The organism is Qipengyuania gaetbuli, assembly GCF_020524765.1.
Classification (GTDB): Bacteria; Pseudomonadota; Alphaproteobacteria; order Sphingomonadales; family Sphingomonadaceae; genus Qipengyuania; species Qipengyuania gaetbuli_A.
In genome coordinates this window covers 1,175,546-1,192,184 of record NZ_JAIVLR010000001.1, presented here as the reverse complement: position 1 = coordinate 1,192,184, position 16,639 = coordinate 1,175,546, and the positions used below count along the sequence as shown (strand labels likewise).

Here is a 16,639-nt window from a genome sequence, read left to right as displayed (position 1 = left end):
GCTCCTCCTTCTCAGTTGACTGTTGGCGACAAGCGACGCTCGGCGAGCGCGGTCGCGTAGAATTGATTTCCCTCGCGGCGGACGAGCAGAACCTCGTCGCCGGCGTGGAGTTCGGACGATTCCTCGTGCGGCTCGACCATCAGGTGATGCACCTGGCCGTGCACGTCCCGCACCTTGGCGCGGGCGGGCGATCCGCTGCGGGCCACGCCGTCCGTGATCGTCGCGCGCCGGCCCAGCAGGCTGGCGAGGTTGACCGCGGTGGTATGGTCCTTGGGCATGATCGCTCCCAGCGGCCGTGCAAGCGCGCCCGTCACCGGAAGCGCAGCGCCGCCCGCCAGCAGCGCGGCCAGCCACGCATGGAGCGGGGCACCGGTCAGGCTTTCCGCCAATTCTTGCCCGCTCAGCCCGATCGCCGCGAAGACGAACAGGAACAGCGCGAACCACAAGGTGACCGGCAGGCGGCCGATGCCGAGCAGTGCGAACAGTCCGTCCAACGCGCCGGTTTCGATCAGGCCGTCACCATCGGCACCCGCGCCAAGATCGGCATCCCCGGCCATGTCGGTTAGCCCGAACAGCTGGAAGATCGCGAGGACGAGCATGATCGCCAGCGCACCTGCAAACGGCAGGTTGTGCGGTTCCAGCAATGTCATAATCCCCTCCCCCTAAAATGCGCAGTGCGCCGCGCTCTCAGCCGGAGCCGAAAGCCCATCGTCCTACTGTTTTATCCATACCAATCAGTTAGCAGAACGGGGGGTGTTTGGGTAGGAAAATCGGAAATCGATAGTACGATTTCTCCCGCAATCGCGGGCGTTTGTCTTCAATTCGGAAGTTTGTGACTTCAGCTTGCCTTCAGGCGGAGCGGCAGCGTCTTGAGCCCGCCGACGAAGGTCGATTTCGCCCGTTTCGGCTCGCCCGCCAGTTCGACGCTGTCGATCCGGTCGAGCAGCGTTTCGAACAGGATGCGCATTTCCAGCCTCGCAAGGTGCAGGCCGAGGCACTGGTGCGCGCCTGCCCCGAAGGCGAGGTGGCGGTTGGGGCTGCGGGCGGCATCGAACTTGCGCGGGTTGTCGAACACCGCAGGGTCGTGATTGGCAGCGACGTAGTTCATCATCAGCCAGTCGCCCTTGGCAATCTGCTGTCCGCCGACCTCGGTATCCTCGGCAGCGGTGCGCATGAAGTGCTGCACCGGCGTGGTCCAGCGGATCGCTTCCTCGACGATCCCGCCCAAAAGCGAGCGGTCGGCCTTAACCTTCTCCCATTGCTGCGGGTCCTGCGCCAGGGCGAGCATCGCACCTGCCGTGCTGGCGCTGGTCGTATCGTGCCCGGCCGCGGCGAGAATGATGTAGTAGCCCATCATGTCGCGGTCGTTGAGCGGCTCGCCGTCGATCACCGCATTGGCGATGGTGCTGGCGACGTCGCCGGTGGGATTGGCGCGCCGTTCCGCCGTCAGCTTGGCGAAATAGGCTTCGAAATCGGCCACTGCGCCCGCGACCAGCTGGGTGATCGCCTCGGGCGGCAGGTTCTTGATGCCGGACTGGTTGAGATCGTCGTCCTGCCCGCCGAACAGCTGCTGGGTAAGCATCAGCATGCGCGGCTCGTCTTCCTCGGGCACACCCATGATCTGCATCACCACGTGCAGCGGATAGGGCGCGCTGACTGCCTTGACGAAATCGACCTCCTCGCCCTCGGCCAGCAGGCGGTCGACCGCGGCGCTGGCGATCTCGCGAATCTCGTCTTCAACCGAGCGCAGGTTCTTGGGCATGAACCATTCCTGCGTCAGCTTGCGGTACTTCATGTGGATCGGCCCGTCGAAGGTGACGAGGCTGGCGACGAGATGCTCGCTGCCACCGGTCATCGCCTTGGCGAATTCGATACCTTCGGTCAGGCTGAAGACGACCGTGTGCGGATTGTTGAGGAAGGTCGCATTGTCCTTCGACATGCGCATCACGTCGTCATAGCGCGTGACCAGCCAGAAGGGCGGGTGGGCATATTCCTCGCCCGGCTCGATCCAGGCGACGGGGTTCTCCTCGCGCAGCCGGTCGAAGGTGTCGAGCAGCGGGTCCCATGCGGCGTAGCTTGCTGGGTCCACGACCTCGCGAGCGGTCTCGCGGTCGAGTGTCGGCCGGTCCATGGTTGCCATCACGCCTGCTCCGTCTCTGCTTCGGCCTTCTTCTGGTATTCGTCGCGCAGTTCGCGCTTGTAGAGCTTGCCATTGGCCTCGCGCGGCAGCTGGGCGCGGAAGTCGAACAGCTTGGGCATCTTTATCTTGGCCAGCTGGGGGCTGAGGAAATCGCGCAGCTCCGCTTCCAGCGCTTCGCCCGCTTCACCCATGTCCATCGGCTGCACCACGGCCACGACCTTCTCTCCGAAGTCCGGGCAAGGCGCACCGATAACGGCGGCATCCATCACCTTCTCATGCGTGACCAGCAGGTTCTCGATCTCCTGCGGGTAGATGTTCACCCCGCCCGAGATGATCATGTGGCTCTTGCGGTCGGTAAGGTAGAGGAAGCCGTCCCCGTCGACGTGGCCGATATCGCCCAGCGTCATCCAGCCCTTGGGGTGCATGGCGTCGCGGGTCTTCTCCGGATCGTTGTGATAGGTCGGGATCTTGTCGTTCTCGAAATAAAGCAGGCCGTCGGTGCCGGCCGGCACCTCGTTCCCGTCCGCATCGCAGACGTGCAGCACTCCGTGGATCGCGCGGCCGACCGAGCCGGGGTGGGCGAGCCATTCTTCGCTCTTGATCAGCGTCATGCCGATGCCTTCGGAGCCGGCGTAATATTCCACGATGATCGGGCCCCACCACTCGATCATCTCGCGCTTGACCGGCACGGGGCAGGGGGCGGCCGCGTGGATGGCGCGCTGGTGGCTCGACAGATCGTATTTCGTGCGGATCGAGGGGTCGAGCTTGAGCATGCGCACGAAATGGGTCGGGACCCACTGGCTGTCGGTGACCTTGTATTTCTCGATCGCAGCCAGCGCGGTTTCCGGATCGAACTTCTCCATCACCACGATCGTCGCGCCGAGCCGATGTGCGGTGGTGCACCAGCCGAGCGGGGCCGCATGGTAGAGCGGGGCGGGCGAGAGGTAGATCATGCTCCCGTCGGTCGGCCAGCCCACGCCCATGACGGCGAGGCCCACCAGCGGCGTCACGGCCAGCACGTCGTCATCGTCCGGCGGAGCGGGGCGGATGCCCTTGGGCCGGCCGGTCGTCCCGCTGGAATAGAGCATGTACTGGCCCGGCAGCGGGTCCGCGATCGGCTCTGCCGGCTGGGCGGCAAGCGCATCTTCGAGGCTCTCCTCGCCCGAGCCGCCGACCAGCAGGACAGGAACGCCCGCGCACTCGCGCCGGATATCCTGCATCACATCGTCGAAGGCATGGGTGGTGATCAGCAGCTTCGCGCCCGCATCATCGAGGATGTAGCAGATCTCGGGTGCAGTCAGGCGGGTGGAGATCGGCACCATCATGATGCCGCAGCGCTGGGCGCCCCAGACCAGCTGGAGGTAGTCGGCATTGTTTTCCATCAGGATCGCGACGTGATCGCCGCGATTGAGCCCGCGCGCCCGCATCAGCTGGGCGAAGCGGTTGGCGTAGGCTTCCATCTCGCCATAGCTGACCGTCTTGCCGGAACCGGCCATGATGATCGCGGGATGGTCGGGTCGCGCCTGCGCGTGCGTGATAGGATGCATGCCTGTTTCTCTCTCCTCGCCGTCGGTCCTGTTGGCGGACTCATCCGGTTGCGGAAGGAAACCTACCTGCATGGCGCGCACGGGCAAGAAAAAAGGCGCCGGAATGAACCGGCGCCTCTTCCTGCGAACCCGAAGGGCGCGAAGCCCCTGGCGTTATCGCCTCAATTTTCGTCTGCGCCGCCCTGGCCGCCTTCGCCGATGGCAAGCGCAAAGGCCTGCTGGGCAGACGATTCGACCATGTAGGGAACCGGGTTGACGGCGTTGCCGTCGATGCGGACTTCATAGTGCAGGTGCGGACCGGTCGAACGGCCGGTCGAACCGACGTAACCGATGATGTCGCCCTTCTTGACGCGGGCGCCGTCGGCAACTGCGATGCGCGACATGTGGGCGTAGCGGGTCTGGATGCGGGCGCCGTGCTCGATCGAGACGAAGTTGCCGTAGCTGGAGAATTTCTCTGCCTTCGAGACCACGCCGTCGGCAGTGGCATAGATCGGCGTGCCGGTCGGGGCGGCAAGGTCGACGCCCTTGTGGCCCATGCGGCGACCGAGAACCGGATGCGTGCGCATGCCGTAATCGCTGGTCAGGCGGGTATTTTCGAGCGGCATGCGCGAGGGGACCGAAACCTTCGGACCGGCAGTCAGGAGCGAGGCCTGGCCCGGATTTTCCCACTTGGCGAAAAGTTCGGTGAACTGTTCGTCCGCTTCGCCTGCGTTTTCGGCAGTAACCTTCGACACGTCGATGGCGCCGACCGCGGCTGCTGCCGCATTGGTTTCCGCGTGAGCCGGAGCGGCTGCGATGCTCATGCCTGCGGCAAGCATCGTCACTGCAATCGTGCTGCGCTTGGAAATCATTGCTAACCCGTCCTGTCGGCCCCTTTGCGTGGCCGTTTTGCTTTCGACCGGTGGGCGTCCCGTGCCCTTGCCGATCGTGTTTTTCAGTTCCGCCGGAACCCCCCGGCATCTCGTGAGTTTGGGTTATCGGCGGAAAAGTTAACTAAGCAATAGGCGCGTAGAAGTCCCGCGACAGACCGGCTGTCGAACGCGCCGAGTCGTTGAATGGTGGCTTAAGCCCTCCCGAAAAATGCGTCTGGACGAGTTTCTGCCATGATTCTGGCGGGTTCTCTCCGCGCGCCTCGCATACTGTCCGAAAGTGCTTGGCGCCGTAGGCGACGTGGCGGATTTCGTCGTCAAGGATTCGTTTGAGGATTCGCGCCCCGTTCTTGTCCCCTTGCGAGCGCACGCGCTCGATCGTCGCGGGCGTGACATCGAGGCCGCGCGCTTCTAGCACCATGGGCACGATCGCGAGCCGCGCGGCGACGTCATGCGCCGTGTCCTGCGCGGCGCTCCACAAGCCGTCATGCGCGGGCAATGCCCCGTAATAGGAACCGAGCGTCGCGAGCTTGCGCTCCAGCAGGGCGAAATGCATCGCCTCGTCCGCTGCGACCGCAAGGAAGTCGGAGACAAACTCCTCGCCCATCGATTCGCCGAACCGCCCGGCCATGTCGAGCGCGAGGTCGATGGCGACGAACTCGATATGGGCCAGCGCGTGCCACAGGGCGATTCGCCCGCGCTCGGACCCGCCCTTGCCGCGCTTGGGCATCTGTCCCGGGGCGGCCAGCACCAGATCGCCCGGCCAGGCGGGGCGATCGGGAATAGGGCAGTCGAAGACCGGATCGAGCCTGCCCAGCCGCCAGTCGCGCGCCACCTGCCTTGCAGCGAAGACCTTGCCCGTCTTGTCCCCGGTCAGCAGCGCGGCACGGATGGCAGCCGCAATCGATTGCCGCCGTGACGTCATGCGCCCCTTGCCGCTTCGAGCACTTCCTCTGCGTGGCCCTTGACCTTCACCTTGGGCCAGATGCGCAGGATCGTGCCGTCACCTGCCAGCAGATAGGTGGAGCGGACCATGCCGAGGAAGGTCTTCCCGTACATCTGCTTTTCCGTCCACACGCCGAGTTCGTCCGACAGGCCGCCCTCCTCCGCATCGGTCGCAAGGTCGACCGTGAGACCGTGCTTGGCGATGAAATTCTGGTGCTTCTTGGGCGAATCCTTGCTGACGCCAAGCAGGCGGACGCCCGCCTTGTCGAATTCGCCCTTGAGCGCGCTGAAGTCCTTGGCCTCTGTGGTGCAGCCCGGCGTATTGTCCTTCGGATAGAAGAAGACGACTGCCTTTGCGCCGGACAGGTCGCCCTTGGTCACCGTGCCGCCATCGGGCGTTTCCATGCTGAAATCGGGAAAGGCGTCGCCGACGTCGTAAGTGCTCATTCGTCCATCTCCAGTCTCTCGCCCATATGGGCGGTCCATGCCTGTGCCACTGCCGCCCGCGCATCGTCGAACGCCTGGCGCAGCGCCGCGAAATCCTCGCAGCGGCAGATCCGCGCAAGGATCGCGCCCTGCGGGCCTGCCGGGATGGCGAGGTCGGGGGCGAGCAGGCGCGTACCCACCAGCAGCCGCGTCATCAAGTCGTGCGCATCGCCAAGACTTGGAGGCAGCAGGTCGCGCGCCGCCAGCTGCGCAATGGCGTCATCGAGGCGCGGGGTAAGCGCAATGCCGTCGCGCAATTGCAGGAAATGGACGACGAATTCGAGGTCGACCAGCCCGCCGCGCAGCAGCTTGGCGTCGAGCGGCCCGCGCGGCGGCTTGTGCGCCGCCATTTCGCTGCGCATCTTGAGCAGGTCTTCCTTCAGCGTGTCCGGATCGCGCCTGCGGCAGAGCACTTCGCGCAGCCCCTCCTCGATCTGCGCGCGCGCCTCATCGCTGCCGGTCAGCGCACGCGAGCGGGTCAGCGCCATGTGCTCCCAGGTCCAGGCGTCTTCGGCCTGGTAGCGCAGGAAGCTATCGAGGCTCACCGCGAGCGGGCCTTGCGCGCCCTGGGGACGCAGCCGCGTGTCGACCTCGTAGAGCGCGCCTTCGGCTGTCGGCACCGACAGGGCGGCGCTCACCCGCTGGGCGAGGCGGTTGAAATAGAGCGTGGCGCCGAGCGGTCGCTCGCCATCGGATTCGCCCTCGTGCGATCCGGTAAAGAGGTAGACCACGTCGAGGTCGGAGGCATGGGTCAGCATTCCGCCGCCAAGCCTTCCGAGCCCCAGCACGACCAGTTCGCTTCCCTTGATGCGTCCGTGGCGGGCCGCGAATTCCTCGCTCGCCGCCTGCTGCGCGATATCCAGTGCCGCTTCCGCCGTGCGCGAGAGGGCCTGCGCGATATCGAGCGGGTCGTGCGCTGTCTCGATCAGCTGCACGCCGAGCGCGAAGCGCGTCTCGCCCGTAACGATGCGGATCCGGTCGAGCCGGTCTTCATAGGTGTCGCCGCGTTCGCCGCGCATCATCGCTTCGGCCAGTTCTTCGCGGCTGCCCGGCAGGTCGAGCGCGCTGCGGTCGATCAGGGCGTCGACCAGTTCAGGGCGCAAGGCAATCGCATCGGCCAGCGGCGGGGCGAGCGTGAGGCAGTCGGCAAGCAGCTGGAACAGGCCGGGTCGAGCTTCGAGCAAGCGGAACAGGTTCACCGCGCTGCTCAGCCGCGAAAGCAGCGTTTCCCAGCGGGCGACGGCGCGGTCCGGTTCGTCGGCAGCCGCCAGCGAATCGAGCAAGGGCGCGCGGATCGCCTCGAAGGCGGATAGCGCCGCGGGGCTGCGCAGTGGCGGATAGCGGCCATCGGTCCACGCCTTCACCCGCTCCGCCAGTTCGGGGTCGAGTTCCTTAGTTGGGGTCACCGGTGCCAGGTGGGGGCTGTCGGCAGGGACGGATCGCTCGTCCTCCGCCAGCAGCGCATCGTAGCGTGCCGCAACTGGTGCGGTGAGCGAGGCGATGTGTTCGAGCCATTCGGCCCCGCCGGCAAACCCGTCCAGCCGCGCTGCATTGTCGAGCGCCTCGCCTTCGGGGAGCGAGTGGGTCTGGCGGTCGGCCACCATCTGCAGGCGGTGCTCGATACGGCGCAGCCCGTCATAGGAAGCGCCGAGGATGGCCGCGTCCTCGGCCGCGATATGGCCTGCAGCCGCCAGCGCATCGAGCGCGTCGCGGGTCCGCTTGCAGCGCAGTTCGCGGTTGCGCCCGCCGTGGATGAGCTGGTGGGTCTGGGCGAAGAACTCGATCTCGCGAATGCCGCCGCGGCCCAGCTTGACGTTGTAGCCCGGCGCAGGGGCAGTGGGGCCACGCTGCTGTTCGCGAATGCGGCGGGTCAGCTGGCGGATCGCGTCGATGGCCCCGAAATCGAGGCTGCGTCGCCAGACGAAGGGCCGGATATGGTCGAGAAAGCGCTCGCCCGCAGCGATGTCGCCCGCGCACGACCGGGCGCGGATGAAGGCTGCCCGCTCCCACGCGATGGCCGAGCTTTCGTAATGGGTGATCGCTCCTTCGAGCGGGATGGCGAGCGGGCTGACCTCCGATGCGGGCCGCAGCCGCAGATCGACGCGGAAGACGTAACCCTCGCTCGTCACGTCGGCCAGCAGGCGGACCATCTCGCGCGCATAGCGCTGGGCCGCTTCGCCCGGCTCGTCGCGCTCGCGCCGCGCGAGGCGTTCCGGATCGTAAATCAGGATGGGATCGATGTCGGAGGAATAATTGAGTTCGCCCGAACCGTGCTTTCCCAGCGCGAGCGCAATCATCCCGTCCACCGGCGCGCCCTCGACCCGACGGTCGATGGCCGCCTCCAGCGCGCGGTGCATGGCCCTGTCGGCGAAGAGCGAGAGTTCGCGCATCACCTTGTCGAGATCGAAGGCCCCAGCGAGATCGCCGATCGCCAGCGCCGTCGCCAGCGCCCGTTTCTCGCGCCGCAGCGCCAGGCCCGCATCGGCGATCCCCTCGCCTGCGGCCTTGGCCAGAGCCAGCGCATCGCCCCCGCGTCCCTGTTCGAGCAGTTCGGCAAGGTCGGGCCGCAGTTCCAGCCCGCGCGCGAGGTACGGTGCGTGGGCGCGCGCCCTTGCCAGTGCTCCGGACCAGTCGTCAGCCATGGCGCGCGGTGTGCCTGCGCGCGCCGGTGTGCGCAAGCTTGCCCTTGCGGCCCATGTGCTGCAACAAGCGCGGCGCAAACGATCAAGAGAGGTTGCCCCCCATGATACGCACTAGCCTGACCGCTGCCGCAGCCCTGCTGCTTGCCGCGTGTAACGCCGGCGGCGACGAGCCCGGCACGACCGGCCTCGACATCCCCGACATCGCCGCGGCGGACATTTCCGAAGCGACGATGAAGGAAGTGACCGAGGCGCTGTCCTCCGACGAATTCGAAGGCCGCATGCCCGGATCGATCGGCGAGGAGAAGACCGTGGCCCTGCTGACCGAACGGTTCAAGGCCGCCGGCCTGCAGCCGGGCAACAATGGCTCGTGGGTCCAGAAGGTCCCGCTGGTCGAGATTACCGGCAAGGATTACGCACCGCTGACAATCTCGGGCAAGGGCTTCGACAAGGCGTTCGAATACAGCAAGGACTGGGTCGGCGTGACCTATCGCGAAGATGCGAAAACGACGCTGGCCGACAGCGAGCTGGTCTTCGTCGGTTACGGCATCAACGCCCCCGAAAAGGGCTGGAACGACTATGCCGGCGTGGACATGACCGGCAAGACCGCGGTCATCCTCGTGAACGATCCCGACTTCGGCACGGAAGGCCTCGACGGGCCGTTCAACGGCAAGGCCATGACCTATTACGGCCGCTGGACCTACAAGTACGAAGAAGCCGCAAGGCAGGGTGCAGCAGGCGCGATCATCATCCATGACACCGAACCTGCATCCTACGGCTGGAATGTCGTCGAAAGCAGCTGGTCGGGCCCGCAGGCCTATGCCCAGCGCGGCGCGGACGCTCCGCCGCTCACGCAGATGAACGGCTGGGTCCAGAACGAGATCGGCAAGGAAATCCTCAAGACTGCCGGCCAGGACCCGGCCAAGCTGTTCGCCAATGCCAAGAAGAAGGGATTCAAGGCCGTCCCGCTGGGCCTCAAGGCCTCGACAAGCTTTGCAAACGACATCCGCAAGTTTGAATCGCAGAACGTCATCGGTATCCTGCCCGGCAGTGAAGCGCCCGAGGAATACGTGATCCACACTGCCCACTGGGACCACCTCGGCCGCTGCACGCCCGCGCCTGACGGCGACGATATCTGCAACGGCGCAGTCGACAATGCGACCGGCACTGCAGCACTCGTCGCGCTGGCCGAAGCGCATGCCAAGATCGGCCCTGCCCGCCGCACGCTGGTGTTCCTTGCCGTTACGGCAGAGGAATCGGGCCTGCTGGGCGCCGACTATTACGCGGCGAACCCGGTCTTCCCGCTCGACAAGACGGTGGGCGGCATCAACATGGATGCCTTCCTCATTGCAGGTCCCAGCAAGGACGTGACCGTGGTCGGTCCGGGCAAGTCGCAGCTCGACCAGTTCCTCGAAGCGGCGCTGACCGCCGACGGGCGCGTCGCCACGCCCAACCCGAACCCGGAAGCCGGTTACTACTACCGCTCCGACCACTTCGCCTTCGCCAAGCGCGGCGTGCCGATGCTCTATATCGACGGCGGCGAGGACCTGGTCGACGGCGGCAAGGAAGCCGGCGCGGCTCTCGCGCTCGACTATCGCGAGAACCGCTACCACGGCCCCAAGGACGAATACGATCCGAACTGGGACTGGTCGGGCGTGATGGCCGATTTGCAGCTGATGTACCGCATCGGCCGCATGCTCGGCATGAGCACGAGCTGGCCGAACTGGAACGAGGGTGACGAGTTCAAGGCCACCCGCGACGAGAATTGCGCATCGGCCGATACCGGCTGCTGACGCTATCAGGGCTCCACTAGAAAAGGGCCGGTTCGCCAATGCGGCGGACCGGCCCTTTCTTCATGCATCGGCTATTTCAGCGTGCGAGCAGGCGTTCGGCAATGGCGCGCACTTCGGCGCCCATGTCCTCGCGCTCGAGGGCCAGCGCCAGCGTCGCCTCGACGAAGCCGGTCTTGCTGCCGCAGTCGTAACGGTTGCCGGCGAAGGTCACCGCGTGGAACGGCTGGTTGCCGATCATGCGGGCCATGGCGTCGGTCAGCTGGATTTCCCCGCCCGCGCCTTTTTCCTGGTCTTCCAGCACGCGCATGACTTCGGGCTGCAGGATGTAGCGGCCCGAGATGATCTTGTTGGAGGGCGCATCCTCTCGCTTCGGTTTCTCGACCAGGCCGGTGACTTCGGTCAGCGTGTCGGAGACCTGCGCACCCGTCGCGATCACGCCGTAGCTCGAAACCTCGTCTTCCGGCACTTCGAGCACCGAGATGAGATTGCCGCCCACCTCGTTATAGGCCTCGACCATCTGCTTCATGCAGCCGGGTTCGCCGATCATGAGTTCGTCGGGCAGCAGGATGGCGAAGGGTTCGTCACCGACGATGGCGCGGGCGCACCAGATCGCATGGCCGAGGCCGAGCGGGACCTGCTGGCGCACGGTGATGATGTCGCCGGGCGTGGCGCGGGTCGGGTCGAGCACGCTCATGTCCTTGCCGCGTTCGGACATGGTCGATTCCAGTTCGTAGGCCACGTCGAAATGTTCGACGATCGCGGTCTTGCCGCGGCCGGTCACGAAAATGATCTGCTCGATCCCCGCCTCGCGCGCCTCGTCCACTGCATACTGGATCAGCGGGCGGTCTACGATCGGAAGCAGTTCCTTCGGGATCGCCTTGGTGGCGGGCAGGAAGCGCGTGCCGAGACCCGCAACGGGGAAGACGGCTTTCTTGATCGGCTTGTGCGTGGTCATGGCGGCGGGAGTTACGGCTGCCTCTCTGGCAGGTCAACAATTGGCGGAGATGCGTGTAGTAGGCAGGCGGGGTGACAGGTGCATGACGCTTGCCTGTGCGCCACATGGCATTAAAGGCATCGGACCCATGGACAAACTTCTCATTCGCGGCGGCAACCGCCTCTCCGGCACGATCCCGATCTCGGGCGCGAAGAATGCCGCCCTGACGCTCATCCCCTGTGCCCTGCTCACCGACGAGCCGGTGACCTTGCGCAATTTGCCGCGACTTGCCGATATCGACGGGTTCCAGCACCTGATGGGCCAGTTCGGCGTGGCGCACACGATCGCCGGCCACCGTCCGGAAGATTTCGGCCGCGTGATGACCATGGAAGCGCCGCGCATCACCTCGACGGTCGCGCCGTATGACCTCGTGCGCAAGATGCGCGCATCGATCCTCGTGCTCGGCCCGATGCTGGCGCGCATGGGCGAGGCGACCGTGTCGCTGCCCGGCGGCTGCGCTATCGGCAACCGCCCGATCGACCTCCACTTGAAGGCACTCGAAGCCTTCGGCGCCCATATCGAACTGGCACAGGGCTATGTCCGCGCCATCGCGCCCGACGGCGGCCTGCCCGGCGGCGAATACGACTTCCCCGTGGTCTCGGTCGGTGCGACGGAAAACGCGGTCATGGCCGCGGTCCTTGCGAAGGGCACGAGCAAGCTCATCAATGCCGCGCGCGAGCCGGAAATCGTCGACCTGTGCAACCTGCTCGTCGCGATGGGCGCGGAGATGGAAGGGATCGGCACGTCCGAACTCACCATTCACGGCGTGAAGCGCCTGCACGGCGCGACCTACCGCGTCATGCCCGACCGTATCGAGGCCGGCTCCTATGCCTGCGCGGCGGCCATCACCGGTGGCGAAGTGCTGCTGGAAGGCGCGAATTTCGACGACATGGCCTCGACCATCCACGCGCTGCGCAACATCGGCGTCGAGGTCGAGCAGGTGAAGGGCGGCGTCCACGTCGCTGCCAACGGACCGCTCAAGGCGCACAATCTGACCACCGCGCCGTTCCCCGGCCTTGCGACCGACATGCAGGCCCAGCTGATGAGCCTGCTGTGCAAGGCGGAAGGCACCAGCGTGTTGAAGGAAACCATCTTCGAGAACCGCTTCATGCACGTGCCCGAATTGGCGCGCATGGGTGCGAATATCGAGACGAGCGGGCGGACCGCCGTCGTGCGCGGCCCGGTCGAACTGACCGGCGCCGAAGTCATGGCGACCGATTTGCGCGCGTCCATGAGCCTGGTCATCGCCGGCCTTGCCGCCGAAGGCGAGACGACGGTACGCCGTCTCTACCACCTCGACCGCGGTTACGAGCGGCTGGAAGAGAAGCTCCAGCTTGTCGGCGCTGATATCGAACGGGTCGGCGACGACTGAGTGGCTGGGCCGGACCTTTCCCGAATGCGGTTCGTTGAGCTTTCGACGAACCCATTGGAAAGGAAGGCATCATGATCCTCAAGCTCGCAGCACTCGGCGCGCTCGGTTATGCCGGGTACAAATATTACGAGAAGAACCAGAAGGAACGCGGCGGCGTGGCCTTTGCAGCCGGTGAACCGGCAGGCGCGTTCCGCAACGCAGGCGCAGAATCGACCGCAACGGTCGGCGACCGCATGAGCAAGACCGACGAAGCTCTCGACGAGACTTTTCCGGCGAGCGACGCCACGGCGAAATACTAGGTCCCGACGGACCTCAGTCTTCGGGGGCGGCAGGAGCGATCCTGTCGCCCCCTATGCTTGCCGGCTGCAATTCGTGCGTGGCCAGCCAGACGCGTATCGCACCTGCAAGCCCTGGAGGCGTGTCACTGCGGATCCGCTCGGCATCGATGCTGGCGACCAGCGTGTTCACGGCAAGGCCCCTGCGCGCCGCGGCCCGGCGCAAGAGGTCCCAGAACACCGGCTCCAGGCTGACGGAAGTCCGATGCCCTTCGATGCGGACGGAGTACTTCTTGGGCGGGTGGTAAGGCGTCTCCATAAGTCACTGATATAACGACTGTGCCCGCGGCCGCACGAATTTTTTGGGGTAGCCTGCAGCGGTGCCTCGCCTAGTAAGTGCGTGATGACGCGCACCCTCGACGCCCTGACCGACAAGGAAAAGGAGGCCCTGCGCCTCATCCTGCGCGGCCACGACGCAAAGTCCAGCGCACGCGAACTCGACCTTTCCGTCCACACGATCAACGAGCGCCTGCGCGGTGCGCGGCGCAAGCTGGAAGTCACCAGCAGCAAGGAGGCCGCGCGGCTGCTGCTGGAAGACGAGGGCGGCATGGCCGAAATGCTGGGACACAAGCATTTGGGGGATGCGTCGATAGAGGCATCCGCCGATGCTGGGGCAGTTTCGGGCGATGACCGTCCGAGGCAAAATCGAACCATACTGATCGGAGTTGCCCTAATGTCCATCATCCTAGCCGCCATGCTCGCCCTTCAGACACCGACGCCAGATGCTCCGCCCATTGTTCCTCCAGCCGCTGTAGCCGAAGAAAGCCCCGGGAAGGCCGTGGGCCCGGCGATGCGTGAAAGGCTGGAATCAGCCGAGCGCGCTGCCCTCGTCATGCTGGAGGTGGCAGACAAGGACGAATTCGACCTGACGGCCACTTCCAATCGGACCGACCCGAATTTCGCCGCATGGAATGCGCTTGCCGAAAGGCGGCAGCAATTCGGCAAGGCCCTGAGCCGCGATACGCACCGGATCGACATCATGGAAAGTAACGGCCGCGACCAATGGATCGTCCGCTTCCTCACCGATTTCGAACGCCTGCAAGGGACCTACGAAAAGATCACCCTTGTGCGCGACGGAACGGGTTTCATCGTGAAGGACTACGAGATCGAGTAGCAGTACACTCGCCCGCGGATCAGTACATGTGCTGGCCGCCGTTGATGCTCATGGTCGAGCCGGTGACGAATTCGGCATGTTCCGATGCCAGGAAGCTGACCCCGCGGGCGATCTCGCTGGCCTTGCCGAGGCGGCCGACCGGGATCTTGGCGACGATCTTTTCCAGCACCGGTTCGGGCACTGCGGCGACCATGTCGGTGTCGATGTAGCCCGGAGCGATTGCATTCACGGTGATGCCGAAGCGCGCGCCTTCCTGTGCCAGCGCCTTGGTGAAGCCGTGGATGCCGCTCTTGGCGGCGGCATAGTTGACCTGGCCGTACTGGCCGGCCTGCCCGTTGATCGAACCGATGTTGATGATCCGGCCCCAGCCGCGCTCCTTCATCCCGGCGAAGGTGGCCTTGGCCATGTTGAAGCAGCCGCCCAGATTGGTGCGCATGACGGCGTCCCAGTCCTCGTAGCTCATCTTGAGCAGCGTGCCGTCACGCGTGATGCCGGCGTTGTTGACCACGATATCGATCGGGCCGTGTTCTTCCTCGACCTTCTTGCAGGCTTCCTGCACGGCTTCGTAATCGCCCACGTCGAACTTGACCGTCGGGATGCCCGTTTCCTCGGTGAAGCGACGTGCGGCATCGTCATTGCCGGCATAGTTGGCGACGACCGTGCAGCCGCGTTCGTCACGCAGGCGTTCGCAGATTGCGCGCCCGATGCCGCGCGTGCCCCCGGTTACGATGGCAACTCGTCCCATTGTCGATTCTCCCAAGCTTTCCGTAGCGTTCGCTCAAGGCATAGGCGTGCGGATGTGACGAGGTAAAGGCAATCCGCCTTTGGTCGGAGCCGTTCAATCGTATTCGTTCGGGAAAGTGCCTGCGAAGGCGCGCGTCAGAAGCGGATCTGCGTGCCCACGTAGACGGCCTGGTCGTCTTCCACGCCATTGGTCAGCGGGGCGAGACGGTCGCGATCCTGCGACAGGCGGACGCCTGCCGTCACGTCGAGATTGCGGCTGAGGCTGTAGGAGCCGCCGAGGTCGAGTTGCTGCGAGCCGGCGCCTTCGAGGGTGCGCGGCGATGCACCTGCGCGGCCCTGCTGTTCAAGCGCGATGCGCGACTGGAACCGGCTCGGCGCATCCTGCGTATCGCCGCGATAGGTCGACAGGTCGGGCATGGCGATATCGCGAATGCCGTTCGGGACCGTCGCGGCCGAGCGGGTCGGCTGCGTGAAGCTCTGGTAGCCGCGCGCAACGCCGAGATTGTAGCGCGTCGCCGCAAGCGGCGAGGCACCGTCGGCGGCGACCACGCTGGCGATCGTATCGCGCGGCGAGCGGCCCGAAATCGACGAAGCGAGGTTCTTGTCCACGCGGACGGCGAAATTGACGGTGCGTTCGCGAAGGTTGCGCGGCTTGCTGGCCGGGGTGAAACGCAGCGCGTCTTCCCCGATCACCGCCGCGACACGCGCGGCCAGTTCCGGATCGACGCCGGCCGGCGTGAAGGGCACGAATTCCATCGATTCGGGAGCAGCTTCGGGCGAGCCGGAGACGACCGCGAGGCCGGCGCCGGGAATGGCCAGCGCAAGGACGGCAGCCGTCAGCACGACCGGAGCGAGCCGGTTCTTGCCTTTGCTGTCATGCCTGTCGGCCATTGGAACTCTATCCTCTTCGTCAAGGTCAGCCTGCTATTGAAGCAGACTGCGACTTAACCGTTCCCGAACGGCGGATCGTGCGTGCGACTCGCCTGTGAACCCAAGAGACTAGGACTCGCAGGCGCGCCTTGCCAAGCTTTTCCACAGCATGGGCCGGCAATGGGGTAAAGGTGTTGCCCCCTCTCCACAAATAGCCGCACAATTCAGCACATATTCACGGCCTGGCGGTGCCTATGCGGCCAAGCCGGTGCTTGCCCGCAAGCGCTCAGGCTTTATAGAGCCGACCAACACAGTTTCTCTCAAGGATCGTTCATGACCATCACGCGCAGCTTCCGTCGCCCCGCCGCCATCGCCGGCCTTGCGGTCGCCACCCTGGCGCTGGCCGCTTGCGGCGGCGGTGAACGCCCGCGCGCGGACCTGGCTGCCTCGCAGGTTTCGACCATCGGCGTGAACTCCTATCTCTGGCGCGCCTCGCTCGAGACCGTCAGCTTCGCCCCGCTGCTCCAGGCCGACAGCGCCGGCGGCGTGATCGTCACCGACTGGTACGCCAACCCGAGCAATCCGGGCGAACGCGTCAAGATGACCGTCACTATCCTCGACCGCGACTTGCGCGCCGATGCCCTGCGCGTCGCCGCCAGCCGCCAGGTCAACCAGGCCGGCAACTGGGTCGATGCACCGGTGCAGGCCGCCACGGTCCAGCGCCTGGAGGACATCATCCTCACCAAGGCCCGCGAACTGCGCCGCCAGGCGATCGCCAACTGATTCTGACG

General features: G+C 65.6%; 16 protein-coding genes. 5 read left to right on the top strand and 11 right to left on the bottom strand.

Translation table 11 applies throughout. The features are described from left to right. Window positions 1-11: 11 nt before the first annotated feature. From LC083_RS06020 to glnE, 7 genes are all read right to left on the bottom strand, one after another. Window positions 12-650, bottom strand: coding sequence for an OB-fold-containig protein (locus tag LC083_RS06020; protein WP_226699601.1), 639 nt, complete (start codon window positions 648-650; stop codon window positions 12-14). Between the two features lie 188 nt (window positions 651-838). Continuing rightward, on the bottom strand, window positions 839-2,140 hold the full coding sequence (locus tag LC083_RS06015) for a cytochrome P450 (RefSeq protein ID WP_226699600.1): 1,302 nt from the start codon (window positions 2,138-2,140) through the stop codon (window positions 839-841). Then, entirely contained in the window at window positions 2,140-3,687 is a 1,548-nt protein-coding gene (locus tag LC083_RS06010) for an acyl-CoA synthetase (protein WP_226699599.1), read from the bottom strand. The genes LC083_RS06015 and LC083_RS06010 overlap by 1 nt, the downstream gene beginning before the upstream one ends. A gap of 161 nt (window positions 3,688-3,848) precedes the next feature. Beyond that, window positions 3,849-4,538 carry a M23 family metallopeptidase gene (locus LC083_RS06005; RefSeq protein ID WP_226699598.1) on the bottom strand — a complete coding sequence of 230 codons (690 nt, stop codon included), beginning with the start codon at window positions 4,536-4,538 and terminating at the stop codon, window positions 3,849-3,851. Window positions 4,539-4,680: 142 nt separating this feature from the next. Continuing rightward, the gene (locus LC083_RS06000) at window positions 4,681-5,481 is read right to left on the bottom strand and encodes a ferritin-like domain-containing protein (protein WP_226699597.1); all 801 of its coding nucleotides are present in this window, start codon (window positions 5,479-5,481) and stop codon (window positions 4,681-4,683) included. Further along, entirely contained in the window at window positions 5,478-5,948 is a 471-nt protein-coding gene (locus tag LC083_RS05995; protein WP_226699596.1) for a peroxiredoxin, read from the bottom strand. The genes LC083_RS06000 and LC083_RS05995 overlap by 4 nt, the downstream gene beginning before the upstream one ends. After that, window positions 5,945-8,629: a bifunctional [glutamate--ammonia ligase]-adenylyl-L-tyrosine phosphorylase/[glutamate--ammonia-ligase] adenylyltransferase gene (glnE, locus tag LC083_RS05990; RefSeq protein ID WP_226699595.1), complete on the bottom strand. Its 2,685-nt coding sequence runs from the start codon at window positions 8,627-8,629 to the stop codon at window positions 5,945-5,947. The genes LC083_RS05995 and glnE overlap by 4 nt, the downstream gene beginning before the upstream one ends. A 101-nt stretch (window positions 8,630-8,730) precedes the next feature. On the opposite strand from glnE, the gene LC083_RS05985 reads away from it, so the two are divergent. Then, on the top strand, window positions 8,731-10,419 hold the full coding sequence (locus LC083_RS05985) for a M28 family metallopeptidase (protein ID WP_226699594.1): 1,689 nt from the start codon (window positions 8,731-8,733) through the stop codon (window positions 10,417-10,419). A 76-nt stretch (window positions 10,420-10,495) separates the two neighbouring features. Here LC083_RS05985 and galU read toward each other — a convergent pair whose 3' ends face one another. Continuing rightward, window positions 10,496-11,374 carry a UTP--glucose-1-phosphate uridylyltransferase GalU gene (gene galU / locus LC083_RS05980; RefSeq protein WP_226699593.1) on the bottom strand — a complete coding sequence of 293 codons (879 nt, stop codon included), beginning with the start codon at window positions 11,372-11,374 and terminating at the stop codon, window positions 10,496-10,498. A 127-nt stretch (window positions 11,375-11,501) separates the two neighbouring features. Here galU and murA point away from each other — a divergent pair, with 127 nt between their 5' ends. Continuing rightward, complete coding sequence (murA, locus tag LC083_RS05975; RefSeq protein WP_160608484.1) at window positions 11,502-12,785, top strand: UDP-N-acetylglucosamine 1-carboxyvinyltransferase; 1,284 nt, start codon at window positions 11,502-11,504, stop codon at window positions 12,783-12,785. A 71-nt stretch (window positions 12,786-12,856) separates the two neighbouring features. Continuing rightward, a complete protein-coding gene (locus LC083_RS05970) occupies window positions 12,857-13,084 on the top strand; it encodes a hypothetical protein (RefSeq protein WP_226699592.1) in 228 nt (75 codons plus the stop codon). A gap of 13 nt (window positions 13,085-13,097) precedes the next feature. On the opposite strand, the gene LC083_RS05965 is transcribed toward LC083_RS05970, so the two are convergent. After that, the gene (locus LC083_RS05965; RefSeq protein WP_226699591.1) at window positions 13,098-13,379 is read right to left on the bottom strand and encodes a ribbon-helix-helix domain-containing protein; all 282 of its coding nucleotides are present in this window, start codon (window positions 13,377-13,379) and stop codon (window positions 13,098-13,100) included. Window positions 13,380-13,463: 84 nt separating this feature from the next. Here LC083_RS05965 and LC083_RS05960 point away from each other — a divergent pair, with 84 nt between their 5' ends. Further along, window positions 13,464-14,234, top strand: coding sequence for a LuxR C-terminal-related transcriptional regulator (locus LC083_RS05960; protein ID WP_226699590.1), 771 nt, complete (start codon window positions 13,464-13,466; stop codon window positions 14,232-14,234). A 19-nt stretch (window positions 14,235-14,253) separates the two neighbouring features. Here LC083_RS05960 and phbB read toward each other — a convergent pair whose 3' ends face one another. Both phbB and LC083_RS05950 read right to left on the bottom strand, forming a co-directional pair. Further along, on the bottom strand, window positions 14,254-14,979 hold the full coding sequence (gene phbB / locus LC083_RS05955; protein ID WP_160608481.1) for an acetoacetyl-CoA reductase: 726 nt from the start codon (window positions 14,977-14,979) through the stop codon (window positions 14,254-14,256). A 134-nt stretch (window positions 14,980-15,113) separates the two neighbouring features. After that, window positions 15,114-15,869, bottom strand: coding sequence for a hypothetical protein (locus LC083_RS05950; RefSeq protein WP_226699589.1), 756 nt, complete (start codon window positions 15,867-15,869; stop codon window positions 15,114-15,116). Window positions 15,870-16,181: 312 nt separating this feature from the next. Here LC083_RS05950 and LC083_RS05945 point away from each other — a divergent pair, with 312 nt between their 5' ends. Beyond that, the gene (locus tag LC083_RS05945) at window positions 16,182-16,631 is read left to right on the top strand and encodes a DUF3576 domain-containing protein (protein ID WP_160608479.1); all 450 of its coding nucleotides are present in this window, start codon (window positions 16,182-16,184) and stop codon (window positions 16,629-16,631) included. Window positions 16,632-16,639 lie beyond the last annotated feature (8 nt).

What these genes read in the sequence shown, in the direction of transcription:
- LC083_RS05965 (WP_226699591.1), bottom strand. Translation starts at nt 13,379, where the DNA reads ATGGAGACGCCTTACCACCCGCCCAAGAAGTACTCCGTCCGCATCGAA.
- glnE (WP_226699595.1), bottom strand. Translation starts at nt 8,629, where the DNA reads ATGGCTGACGACTGGTCCGGAGCACTGGCAAGGGCGCGCGCCCACGCA.
- LC083_RS05995 (WP_226699596.1), bottom strand. Translation starts at nt 5,948, where the DNA reads ATGAGCACTTACGACGTCGGCGACGCCTTTCCCGATTTCAGCATGGAA.
- LC083_RS06000 (WP_226699597.1), bottom strand. Translation starts at nt 5,481, where the DNA reads ATGACGTCACGGCGGCAATCGATTGCGGCTGCCATCCGTGCCGCGCTG.
- LC083_RS06015 (WP_226699600.1), bottom strand. Translation starts at nt 2,140, where the DNA reads ATGGCAACCATGGACCGGCCGACACTCGACCGCGAGACCGCTCGCGAG.
- LC083_RS05960 (WP_226699590.1), top strand. Translation starts at nt 13,464, where the DNA reads ATGACGCGCACCCTCGACGCCCTGACCGACAAGGAAAAGGAGGCCCTG.
- LC083_RS05985 (WP_226699594.1), top strand. Translation starts at nt 8,731, where the DNA reads ATGATACGCACTAGCCTGACCGCTGCCGCAGCCCTGCTGCTTGCCGCG.
- galU (WP_226699593.1), bottom strand. Translation starts at nt 11,374, where the DNA reads ATGACCACGCACAAGCCGATCAAGAAAGCCGTCTTCCCCGTTGCGGGT.
- murA (WP_160608484.1), top strand. Translation starts at nt 11,502, where the DNA reads ATGGACAAACTTCTCATTCGCGGCGGCAACCGCCTCTCCGGCACGATC.
- LC083_RS05970 (WP_226699592.1), top strand. Translation starts at nt 12,857, where the DNA reads ATGATCCTCAAGCTCGCAGCACTCGGCGCGCTCGGTTATGCCGGGTAC.
- LC083_RS06020 (WP_226699601.1), bottom strand. Translation starts at nt 650, where the DNA reads ATGACATTGCTGGAACCGCACAACCTGCCGTTTGCAGGTGCGCTGGCG.
- LC083_RS05950 (WP_226699589.1), bottom strand. Translation starts at nt 15,869, where the DNA reads ATGGCCGACAGGCATGACAGCAAAGGCAAGAACCGGCTCGCTCCGGTC.
- LC083_RS06005 (WP_226699598.1), bottom strand. Translation starts at nt 4,538, where the DNA reads ATGATTTCCAAGCGCAGCACGATTGCAGTGACGATGCTTGCCGCAGGC.
- LC083_RS06010 (WP_226699599.1), bottom strand. Translation starts at nt 3,687, where the DNA reads ATGCATCCTATCACGCACGCGCAGGCGCGACCCGACCATCCCGCGATC.
- phbB (WP_160608481.1), bottom strand. Translation starts at nt 14,979, where the DNA reads ATGGGACGAGTTGCCATCGTAACCGGGGGCACGCGCGGCATCGGGCGC.
- LC083_RS05945 (WP_160608479.1), top strand. Translation starts at nt 16,182, where the DNA reads ATGACCATCACGCGCAGCTTCCGTCGCCCCGCCGCCATCGCCGGCCTT.